The sequence below is a fragment of the Paenibacillus xylanexedens genome, from assembly GCF_001908275.1.
Lineage (GTDB): Bacteria > Bacillota > Bacilli > Paenibacillales > Paenibacillaceae > Paenibacillus > Paenibacillus xylanexedens_A.
Genome location: NZ_CP018620.1, coordinates 4531621 through 4544177, shown reverse-complemented (window position 1 = coordinate 4544177; position 12557 = coordinate 4531621). Strand labels below are relative to the sequence as shown.

The window sequence follows — 12557 nt, the reverse complement described above, 5'->3', positions numbered from 1 at the left end:
CTCCCTTTGCATATCGGTCAATGTGCACTTGGTCTAACGATATACCGTTAACATTTGATTTTCATTTAGTACAAGCATTTCGGGTTTGCGGGTGATCTTGAGTATGACGGCCTGTTGCAGGGAACCTGACATCAGCCATTCCAGAATGGGATGGGCTTCCTCAGCTTCGATAGAACCAATGCCTTTCTGATGCATGCTTTGCCTTACCTGCTCAGATACGACCGAACCAACACTGCCCCAATATCCCCAGTTGACCACTTTGATCCGTCCAGGCCATTTCCTGTTCATCTGTAAGGCCAGGGCATCGGCATAACAGCAGGCAGCTACATAGTTGCCCTGACCTGGCAATTTCATAAAGGAGTTCAGCGAAGAGAAAAACAAGACAAAATCGGGTTGCTTCCGAAGTTGACTCATTAATGCATTCACTTGTTCACTAATTTGAACTTTGGCAGACAGCACGTTATTGAAAATCTCCTCATCCATACGCGCCAGGCTTCTGTCAGACAACACTAGTGCAGAGTGGATTATTCCATTAACCTGTCCAAACCGCCTTATGACAGACTCATAAGCCTGTTCCAGACGACCGGGGAGCGAAGCGTCTGCCTGGATATAAAGAGGCTCTGGCCCTAACTGGCCCAACTGTTCGATTTTATGCCGAATCTCGGGACTCAGGGGACTTCTTCCTAGCCAGATCACTTGGGCGTTGTAGGTCGCAATCATATAACGTGTCCAGACTTCGCCAATTCCTCCGGCTCCGCCAATAACCAAATAGACCCCTCCCTGCCGATAAGCGGCTAGTGGAACGGAATCGTATTCTACAGGCACTAATTCCTGGCGATACCATTCCTGATCCCTCCACACATATGCATTTCCGTGGGGGTCCGGGGTCATATCTGCAATAGCATCCATTGGGAGAATTTCGCCGCCATTCAGATCGATGACGCGAATGGCCCAATGGGCATATTCCTTAGCAAGTGAACCCGTCAACCCATGAATGGCTGCCTGGTCCGGGTCGATGGTATCATCGAAAGCGAGCGCTTGCGCATTCGTTGTAACGACCGTGAGGTGAAGACTTCTGGAGCCGTATCCCAGGTGCAGAAGGCTTTTGACAAACCTGAAAAAACGAGTAAGTTCGGGTACGAAGCTTTCCTTCTCTTCCCTGTTTGTTTCTGTCATGCGATTCTCGGACATACCGGGGTGACAATGCCAGATCATATGATCGCAATCTCCCTCGGCCGCAAGCATATCCACCATCTGTGCCACAGATGGCTGTCTCGGAAAGACAATCCGCCGAAAAGCATCCCCTCTCGGGAACCGAATGTTCATGGCGGCATTTTCGCAAAGAATTAGAAGTTTTTCCGCCGAAAACACCTCAGTACTGGGAACGCCTTCATTTGCTGATTGTTGCTCTAATGGAGCCCACACCGTTGTAAGAACGGCCAGTTTAGCATTATTTTCAGCTGTTGCCGCTGCCTCCGGCATGGTCAGATCTTGTGTCCAGGGCTCCAGTGAATGCAGATTATTTAAATGATCCCCGAACTGATTAGTCAAGCCAGCTTCCTCTCCGGTCCAATCCTGCTGGGATTGGGGCGTGGCAGCCCACTTCCGTAACGCCAAACCTTCAAAATTTGCGCAAAGCAATCCATCATCACTATAGAGTGTGAGATCATAACGAGGCATGGAATGCCCAGGACCACTGCTCGCGGTATAACGGACTTCTACCCACATCACAGAAGAACATGGTCTGTAAATCTCCGCTTGTTGCAGTGCATATGGCAGCCAGGGCTCAGACGAAAGATCTTCTTCCTGGCTCAAATCCATAGCAAGTGCCAGACAGGCCTGAAATGCCGAATCTAGCATGGATGGGTGGAGTTCGTATTCCTCCAGATTTTTTGTACCCGACAATGGCATGGCTAGTCGTGCCATAACGCTGTGCTGACCCGTATACAAATGTGAGATGCAGCGGTGAGTGCTTCCATAAACCAGACCTATTCGAGAAAAAATTTGATAACCTCTCTCAGGTGGAACGATGTTGTTGCCATGACACTTATGCCAGTCAGCAGGTTGGAATACAGGCGTGTCCCTTGTGGAGCGAATCAGGGAAACGAATCCTTGACTGCATAATATGGATGGAGCCTCAGCCTTCGCATTGCTTGTAATTTCAAATCGGTACCCCTGTTGGTGTCGCTCGGCCTGCAATTCAAGATGTACAGACAACGGCTGATCCTCTACAGATGCGGGATGTAACCATACCAGATCATGTAGACGAATATGATCGTTTCCGTTGTACTCTCTGTTATGTTCTTCGGGCGGCAGGGAATGACGTAGAGCTGCTGCAGCCATCTCCAGATGAGCCGCTCCGGGTAATATGCTCACCCCTCTTACTTGATGATCACGCAGAAATGATTCGTTTCCGGTAAAACGTGAGCTAAACCGCTGACTGCCCAAATAACTGGTGTTTTTGTGCAGCAGCGGATGCAGCCATTCTGTCTGGCTTGGCGCTACGACGTTTGTGGTTTCAAAGCCTTCATTCCCTGATGAGGAGGAGGATAAAGAAGGTATCATGTAATGCTCTTCCGCAAAAGGGTATCCCGGCAGACTAATTCGCTGTGGTTTAACCGTTCCATACCACTGCTGCCAATCCAGCTTCATTCCCCGAACCCATTGCTCCAGAAGCCGAACCGTTTTTCCTTTGCGTATCCAGCTTGCTGCCAGTTCCTGCATATCGTCATCGTCTACAAGTCGATTGTCATTCCGTTCAATATCGATCTCTCCGGTGAATATCTGTTCATGTGCTGTTTCCCCGGTGAGATACGCCTGCAATTTGCCTAGCATCTCCTTGATGGTATACGCCGTGAAAGCGCATCTGCATTCCATCTCTTCTCTTCCGGTTTGCAGCGTGTAGGCGATCCTAGCGAGATGTAAATCCGTATAAGCGTTGTCCTGAACGGCTTGCGAAAGTTGTCTCACCTTTATCCTGAGGCGATCTTCGGTTTTTGCCGATAGGACGATCATTACCGGTACATTGGAATCTCCTGCTATCACCGATTTCTGGTTCACCTTGTTATCCATCCTGTATTCTTCAAGGATGACATGGGCATTGGCGCCGCCTGCTCCGAATGAGGAGATGCCCGCAATCCGTGGATATTCGCGCATGCCTTCAGGTGTATCCAGTACGGGACGAATCCATGGAGTCATGTGCTGCTGAACGTGAAATGGGGTTTGACTGAACCGAATATTCGGGTTGCTGCTCTCTGCATTCAGTGAAGGCACCAGGCAGCCGTGACGCATTTGCAGCAATATTTTGCTGACCCCGGCGATGCCAGCCGCACTCTCGGCATGGCCGATGTTCGACTTCACCGAGCCGATTGCACAAAATTGTCTATCCGCTGTATGTTTCTCAAATGCCCTGCGCAAGCCTTCGATTTCAATCGGGTCACCCAGTGCTGTACCGGTGCCATGTGCCTCAATATAACTTATGGTCCGGGCATCTACGCCAGATCGCGAGATAGCTTCGCTGATCACCTTTGCCTGCTGGCCGGGATTGGGCGCGGTGTATCCTTTTGTTCTACCCGCTGCATTAATCATGCTTCCTTTAACGATGCCGTAAATAAAATCCCCGTCGGCCTCCGCCAGATGAAGCGGTTTGAGCAGTAATGCACCAACACCCTCCCCGTCCACAAAACCGTTGGCTCCCTCTCCAAAAGGACTGCACTCGTTGTCTGGAGTCAGCATGGTTTTTTCGGATAACCTGACATAATGAACCGGGTCAACGATCAGATTCACACCCCCTGCGATGGCTAGGTCACAGGTGCCGTTGCGCAGACTTTCCATTGCCAGGTGAATGGCCGTCAAGGAGGAAGAGCATGCCGTATCCACGGCCAGACTTGGCCCCGTGAAATTAAACGTGTAGGATACCCGATTGGCTATGGACCAAAAGGAAGCTCCGGTAGGATAGTTGCCATTCATTACACCTGCGTACACACCGACTGTACCCGAATCGGCAAGAGCCTGAGGGGTATAACCCGCATCTTCGATGGCAACATAGACAGTTTGCAGGAACTGCCGCTCCTGAGGGTCCATTTGTTCAGCCTCTTTAGGAGAAATATGGAAGAACAACGGGTCAAAGTGATAGATACCACGAATAAATCCTCCCCACCTGCTGTAAGACGTTCCTTTTTGTCCTTTCTCCGAATGATAGTGGGTTCTCCAATCCCAACGTTGTGAAGGTATTTCAGTAATGCAATTTTTGCCCTGCATCAAATTATTCCAAAATTCTGCCATATCATCAGCCTGAGCGTAACGCCCGGCAAGCCCGATGATGGCTACTTCACCTGTTGCCTCAGATGGTCGTTTCTGCTTGTAACTTTCAGTTAGATGAGTGGCAGCTTCTGCCGAAATTCCACCAATATTCAGTTTAGGCTCTGTTATCGATTCCTCTTGCATTTCCGTTAACCCAAGCATCGAGATCAGCTCAAACTTGCGCTTTTCCACAAAATGATTGACCAGTGCGTCAAGGGTTGTATATTCAAAAAAGAGCACGCTGCTCACATGCTCCCCCATTTCCTTATTTAGCTGCTCAGTCAACTGAATGATGAGAATGGAATCCAGCCCATACATTTCTAGAGCTTCTGCGGGATCGATCTGCTCTGGTTCTACATCCAGAATGGCACCGATCATCTTTTGTAAATACATCCTGCATGCTTGTTTTAATTCCCTGTCATCTACAGCAGGGGCTTTCAGGCTTAACGCGTTTAAGGCTGGTTCTAGTTCTTGAACTGTAATAGTCTCTTGTGGCTTTGGAGGCTCTTCCTTTCCAGCCGCGGGCAGCATCTGATTCGCTGATGAAAAGGTGTGTTTCTGCCGGACTATTCCGTCACTCGCTGCGCTTATAATTTGCTGGCCCAGTCCTTCGGCGTTGGATGCGGGAAATTCTATGTCAAAGTAACCCTCCAGTTCGAGTGCCGCTTTCCACTGATTCGGATGCAGCAGCGGAGTGCCGGGAATACGCACCTGTTCGTCTTCGAACAGCCACCATCCGGCCAGTAAGCCAAACGTAATATGGTTAAACAGGGAATCCTCAATAATTTCGTTGATTAGCAGTTTACCTTTCAAGGTCAACAACGCTTTGGCATTGCGCAAAGTATGGCGGATCTGACGTGTGGCGTGCAGCACATTGGTAGCCACGACCAGGTCATATCGTCCCGCTTCAATTCCCTGAGAATGCAACGGCTCTTCAATATTGAGCAGGCTGTACGTAAGGTAGGGATAATACGGCCCATATTGTTTCCTTGCATGTTGCAGAAAAGATTTGGAGACGTCCGTGTAACAGTATTCCTGAATAAGTTCACGGTAGGGCTCGAACTTTTGAAACAGCATGGAGCTTGTTCCTCCAGTTCCAGCGCCGATTTCAAGAATGCGGATCTTGCGGTTGCCATGCTCGGAGAACGCCCGGATCAGCTGGGCGGCCTCATCTGCAAGCAGTGCATTGAAATAATCTGCAATTGAATTTTGCTTGTATATTCCCTCCACTCTTGACATGGAGCCACCCGGAAACATGATCTCTGTTGCGGACTGTTTGCCTGTAACAATGTCGGGCAGCGCCCGGATCATCACGTCAGCGAGTTCCACCCTTGCTCTCATTTCTGGCTGCGTGATCCAGCGCTCCTCGTGCTCTTCCCAATCAGACCAAATGTTGCTTCGTTCGAATTCAACGAGTTCCGGGTTACGCTGAAGAATGCGAAGCGTGTGGTCCATCCATCGTTGGTATGCAGGAAGCACACCAGGATAAGAAGTGCAGTGCGAAGCTCCTGCCATCGTTCCAACATCTACAAGCTGTTCCATCTGAACAATCAACACATGCATCAGCTTCTGGTTTAATGAATTCCACATTTTGTGCTGTAAGGATAACCGCTCGTTATCTTGCATGATTTCGCCCTCCTGTTGGATTACACGTTTCATGCCTAATATACTGTCATGAATTCTTGCTCGCTGATCGCGTATGGCTTTGCCTCACCAATGATTTTGACCAATCCCAGTTGAGGAAGTGAACTGGCCAGAAGCAGTTCCAGCGCAGCCATCGCTTCGGGAGGCTCAATCGAGCCAATGCCCTGTTTGGTCATCCGCTCACGATAAGCTGGAGAAGCCACCGTTCCGGTGCTTCCCCAATACCCCCAATTCATGGTTTTAACAGGGTAATGAAGATAACGATGAAGCCACTGGGCGAATGAGTCCTTGAATGTACACCCTGCCGTATAATTGCTTTGTCCGGCAGGTGTGGCAAACGCATTGATGGAGGAGAAGAACAGCATAAAATCAAGCGATTCCTTCTCAAATACCTCGATCATTCCCGCGCATACGTTGACTTTTGCATATAATCCTTCATTGAATTGTGGCAAGTCCATTTTCATTACACTGCTGTCCCTGAGTGCAATGGCAGCATGAATTACACCATGAATGGTTCCATGGCGTTGTTTGATTAACCTGTAAGCCTCATGCAAAGCCTCAGGACTGCCTGCATCTGCTGATATATATTCTGGAGCCGGGCCTGTCAGAGCAAGCCTCTCCTGCTCTTTTATAATCTCGGGGTTGAGCGGTGTTCGTCCGATCCAAATGATCTGAGCGTTGTAACGACTAATCATATACTCGCTCCATACTTTACCCAATCCGCCAGCACCGCCTATAACGACATATACGCCGCCGCGACGATAAGCCGATTGCTGGATGGAAGGCAGCTTAACAGGCAGCAATTCGCAGCGATGCCACTGTTTGGCCCGATAGACAGTCAGATTGCTCCAAGTGTTCTCAGGCACAGTGGGCATATCACTCAGCGCTGGCAGACTTCGATCTGCAAAATCCAGATCAACTACCCGGAACGTCCAGTTTTTGTATTCTTTGGCCAAAGAACCGAGAAAGCCATGTATGCTTGCATGGAGCGGATGCACTTCATCCTGCGCATGAATGGCTATGGCACTAAAAGTAACTACGGTCCATTGGAGAGGGCTTCTGTCATACCCTAGCTGCAATAGACTTTTGACCAAACTGAATACAATAATCACGCCTTCTTCCTGGCTCTGAGTGATCGCGCTGGCAGCCTTCCCTTCTGCGTCGCCCAACCCCGAGACCCACACCAGATGGTCAAACTGTCCGCAGTTTTCCAGTTCTTGGGCCATTTGCTCCACAGTTTCGCCAGGCCTCAGCAATATCAGCGAAGCTCCCGGATATTGTTGTCTAACCTCATCAAGGTATCCGCTCATCTCTACTGTCTCTGCAACAATGAGGGCCGTTCTGAGGCTCTCCAAAGAAATCCTGCTGTCTTTCTCCGATGGAAGCACACTCCACACAGGAGCCAGCAACTCTGTACCAGGTGGAAAATCTTCGTGCAAATCCCTGGTGATCGTTACCCGCTCCGCATCCTGCATCACGTGCTGCTGCCTCTTCTCTCCCGGTATGCTGCGGCACATATAATTCCGAATCCGGACACAGACGGTTCCTCCGGCATCTATTAGATCCATGTCCAGCTTCGCCACGTTCCCTCCGATTGGACAACCATCACTGAAACGCACATGCACCCACATCTCGGGTGTACACGGTAATAAACAATCCATTTCTTCCATATAAAAAGGAAGCTTCGTTCCCTTCTCTTGATCCTGAGGGGCGGCGTTATCGTCAAGCAATAACATCGCTGTCTGCAAGGCCCCATCCATCATGCTAGGATGTAACGCATAATCGCCCAATGTATGCTCTATATGGGAAGGGATGTTCAGATGTGCCAGAGCCTGACCCGAACTGATGTACATTCGCTTAATCGGCTGATGACCTGGTCCATACTCCAGCCCTTGTTCTCGCAAGCGGTCATAGATGGTCTCATGATCCAACAAACTCTCCTCTCGCATTGTCGCAATCAGAGACGAAATATTAAGACGATCAACAGGGGCCAACGAATTCAGGGCGACGAGGCCTGTGCCGCAGCTCAGACGATCTGGGGCTTCGCTGCCTACTTCACTGATTTCATATCGCAGGATTCCCCGTTCCGCGTCTTCGTAATGTAGTTGAACAGATACCTCAATCGGATGTTCATCTACGAAAATCGGACTTGTCCAGGCTGCATTCTTAATCTGGAACGCTGCAAAGGAGGAAGAGGGCGATTCGTTTACACTGTGCAAAGCCATGCGGGCCATCTCCAGATAAGCCACACCTGGAAGTACCCGTTGCCCCCGAACTCGATGATCGTTGAGAAAAAATTCATGCCCTGTAAAGTCCGAACGGAATCTTGTGTCCTGATTAGCCGAAAGATTGCGGTGAAGCATTGGATGAAGCCGATCATATTCTTTTTTGCTTTTCTTTTCTTGGAAGGAATCCTTCGCTTTTCTACCCAAGTTGGCAGACCAACGGAATGTTTTTCTTTGAAATGCATAACGTGGCAATCGTATTTTCTGATAAGGCCCCTCTTCCGCAAGTTGACGCATATCGAGCTCCATGCCGGACAGCCATAATCGTAGTACATTTTCGTGAAATGGTAATTCCAAGCTCACTTCCTCTGCTTCTTGTCCGGCCTGCTTCATCCAGTCTGTGGCTTTTTCTGAATGAGGCAGAGGTAGGTTGCGATCCTTTTCATTTTCACTACCGGGTTGAAGGAAGTCATGTAGAAATTGGAGTGCGTTGTGCATCCCACCTGTCCGCTGTTGATGCTGACGAATGAGTGTGTACGCGCGTTCTGGCAGCATGAGTCCGGAATTCTGGTTTAACTGCGCTGTGATCCGTGAAAGTTCATGATGTTCCCCTGTCTCGTTTAACAACATCTCCATAATGTCTCTCCGGGTAATAACCTGATCGGCCAGAAGATCAAGCAGTTCCTGTACAGCCGGAATGTCTGACTCTTCAGATACCTGAAGCTGCCACTTTCGTTTCACCCTGCGCAGTGCATCCATGACTGCAATGCATAGCACAGCCGACGTGGAACGGAAAGATTCGCTTGTACTGCTGCTTTCAGACGTTGGTTGCAACTGCCATGGCATGGTTGTTCCCGTGCTCTCCTGCCATTCGTCATTCCATTCATTTATGTAGTTCCTGAACGTATACTGATGGGTGTATAACCGATGCGCACGATCCATCAATTCGTCTCGGAACCCGTCGTAAGCCTGTTCCTCCACGATCCGTACAGATTGAATCAAATCATGTACATAGGAATCATCAAAAGCAAAGGGCATGATTGGGGATGAGCTTCCCTCTTGCATGACAGGCCATATGGGGCTGCACAGTCCCACGTCTTCGGCACGCTTCTGTTTGAACAGAACGGAGATCATATCTTCAACAGAAATGTGACCTCCAATGACCCATGCAATCAGCATGCCAATCCCCGTTCCCTGAATCCACCGAGGGGCAAATCCCAGTTGAATCAAGGAAGCAGCATGAACATATCCGGCTATAAAACAATACAGCTCTCGCCGATCTTCATGCCACGTATCCTGATAGTATCCTGCCATCAAGTCTTCCCATTCTTCCCTCATGCCGTTTGCTTTTAATGCTGCCTCGATTTGCCTTTCTGCCTTACGCAGTAATAACTGAGACGTATGTCCAGAGCATTTCAATTGGGCGTATCCCTCCCACGTGGGACTCTGAATGTTCAGATACCTTGCGGATGCTCCAATTGGCGGGCTACCGTAACAGTCGGAATTCAGCAATGTCCTGAGCTCTTCCCGGGTATGAGCCCATCCGCCAAACCGATATTTGAAATGCTCTCTGCCTTTAAGCAGCGACAGGCTGATAGCCCGTAGTGTATCTTCCGCATTAGAATGCCTGTCGAACCACTGCTGCCAATCTGCGACATGCTGCTGCAAGCTCGCTTCCGATTTGGCAGACAGCAGAAATAATCGGGAGGGCTCTCTGGAATCCTGCTGAACAGATAGTTTGGAGGGAACAGAGGGTTTAGCAGCAGGTTCGTGGTGTTCGACCACAATGTGGGCGTTTACACCTCCGAAACCGAATGAACTGATCCCTGCGCGCAAAGGTTGTCCCTGCTCCCGACTGTGCCAAGTCTCTTGTTCTCGTGCAACCTCCAGCGGGGTACGCGAAAAAGGAATCATCGGATTCAGCGTCTTCACATGAAGAGAGGCCGGGATTTTCCGATGTTTCATCATCATCATCACTTTAATAAGACCAGCTATGCCCGCCGCACTCTCCAGATGACCGATGTTCGTTTTAACCGATCCGATCTTACAGAATGACCGATCCGGAGAATAGTGCCGAAATGCCTGGGTTAACGCCTCGACCTCAATCGGGTCTCCCAGCGAGGTACCAGTCCCGTGTGCTTCGACATAGGTAATGGTGCGAGGATCGATATCCGCAGCCTTCCACGCAGCCAAAATGACATCACGTTGTGCCTCCATGCGAGGTGCCGTAATGGACAAACTTTTCCCCGTGTGGTTGACAGCAGAGCCTTTAATGATGCCATAAACCGTATTTCCTTGCTCAATGGCTTCCTCCAATCGTTGTAGAAGTAATACAGCAACCCCATCTCCCGGAACGTATCCGTCCGCGCTCTGGTCAAATGTTTTGCACTGCCCTGTTGGGCTTAACATTCTGGATTGGGAAAAGGAAACATATTTGAGCGGGTCGAGATTCAAATTCACGGCAGAAGCCAAGGCATAATCACATTCTTCCAGAATCAGGGCACGTCTCGCCTCGTGAATAGCCACAAGTGAGGAAGCGCAGGCCGCATTAATCGGCAGGCTCATGCCACTCAAATTAAACGCATAAGATATCCGGTTCGCAAGCAAGCTCTCATAATTGCCAAGACAGGCATAACTGTCCGCCTGTGAGGCTTCCATTTGCTGCAAATAACCCGCTGTCATCACGCCAGTATAAACAGCTGTCACCTTCTGCTGAAGCTCTGACAGAGAAATGCCCGAATCCTCGATGCAATGCCACGTATCTTCGAGGAGCAAACGCTGCTGTGGGTCCATGCTCGCAGCCTCGCGCGGGGAAATGTTAAAAAAGCTGTGGTCAAAATCATATGCTCCTTCGACCAACCCGCACCATTTGCTTGAGGTTTTGCCTGTGTCATTCGAGTTTGACGAATAAAACTTCTCCAAGTCCCAGCGTTCCGGGGGAATCTCGGAGATGGAATTGCGGCCTTGAATCAGGTTTTCCCAAAATGAATCATATCCGCCGGCTCCCGGGAAACGGCAGGCCATACCCACAACGGCAATTTCCGTCCTTTTGCTTCCCATCTGAATGTCTCCTCTCCTTTGGTATCGGCATACTGACCTTTCATCTCATCAAGGCTTCATAATTCCTGCAAAGCGCAGCATGTGTGAGAATGACGGTGGTTTGTCACTGTATCCCGACGTAGTCAGCATTTGTTCCTTCAGCAGATTGGGACACTTGCCAATTCGACGAAAAGCAGCATTGCGAAGTGTCACAAAGGCTCGGTTCTTCACAAACCAGCAATAGGTATGAGCTGTGCTGTTGCGCTGGATGAGACGCACATATTTCCTTCTTTTTTTCTCATACAGGCGAAGCTGACGTTCTGAGCAGTCATCGGTAATGAGCGCTTCTTCCAACGTATTCGACAGTTCGACAGCACCCTGAATCGCCAGATTCATACCCTGTCCCAGTGCCGGACTTAGAGCATGACATGCATCTCCTAGCAGAACGGCGCCGTTAATTGCCCATTTTTCGGTATGCAGATAATAGGCCGGAATGGATTGAACCTGTTTGAAATCCACGATCTGCGTTATTTCTTGCTGCAAGTGCGGACAGAGAGACAGCAGCATGCCGCGCAACGATTCGATACCGTCCTCCCGGATGCGCTGCCATATATCCTTTCGCAAAGCTAGGTAGATCCTTAGCCTTTGGCCGGGCAAAGGAAAGACTCCGCAGCTTACACCTTCGCCAAAGAAAAAGCTGGCCTCTTCCCTGGTATGTGTGACATCGTGAAAAGTAAAAGCGAACATTTTTGCCATCTTTTCCTCATAAGGATAAAGGTGATATTTAAGCCCCAGCTGATCACGAATTTTGGACTTGATGCCGTCTGACCCGACAAGGATTTTGCTGCCGATGCGTACCGTTTTGCCCTCCGAACCTGCTTCGATTCCGCTCACATAATGATCGGTGAACAACAGTTTGCCTGCGTTCATGCCGGGGTAGAAGCGTACGTTGGGCATTTCCTCAATGGCATTAAACAGGCTTTGATGAATGTGGTGATGGTCCCCGTTCAATGCATAACGCACAGGTATGTCCATTTCTTCATAGCTACCCGTAAAACAGTTGACACCCCCAAGCGTGCCGTAGTTTACCCGTGCTACATGAGCGCAGTGTTTGGTTACTTCAGGAAGAACGCCAAGCTTGTCCAGCAGATCAATCGTTACCGGCTGAAGAAAATCACCTTTGGGAATGTTAGGAAATTGTTTTGAGCGTTCAATCAACACCACCTGTCGACCTTTTCTGCCCATGGCCAGTGCCAGCGCCACGCCTGCAATGCCCGCCCCCACAATAAGCACTTCACTTTCAATATCCATTCGATTCCTCCTTATTGGCTTGTCTCACTGCGCATC

General features: G+C 49.6%; 3 protein-coding genes. All 3 read right to left on the bottom strand.

Annotated features, from left to right (window positions below; all coding sequences use genetic code 11):
- Positions 1–33 precede the first annotated feature (33 nt).
- Genes BS614_RS20020 through BS614_RS20010 form a run of 3 tightly spaced genes read right to left on the bottom strand, consistent with a single transcriptional unit; the run spans position 34 to position 12521 of the window.
- Positions 34–5928, bottom strand: a complete 5895-nt coding sequence (locus BS614_RS20020; protein WP_074095293.1) for a type I polyketide synthase — start codon at positions 5926–5928, stop codon at positions 34–36.
- A 35-nt stretch (positions 5929–5963) separates the two neighbouring features.
- Positions 5964–11231 carry an SDR family NAD(P)-dependent oxidoreductase gene (locus BS614_RS20015; RefSeq protein ID WP_074095292.1) on the bottom strand — a complete coding sequence of 1756 codons (5268 nt, stop codon included), beginning with the start codon at positions 11229–11231 and terminating at the stop codon, positions 5964–5966.
- Between the two features lie 48 nt (positions 11232–11279).
- Entirely contained in the window at positions 11280–12521 is a 1242-nt protein-coding gene (locus tag BS614_RS20010; RefSeq protein WP_074095291.1) for an FAD-dependent oxidoreductase, read from the bottom strand.
- Positions 12522–12557 lie beyond the last annotated feature (36 nt).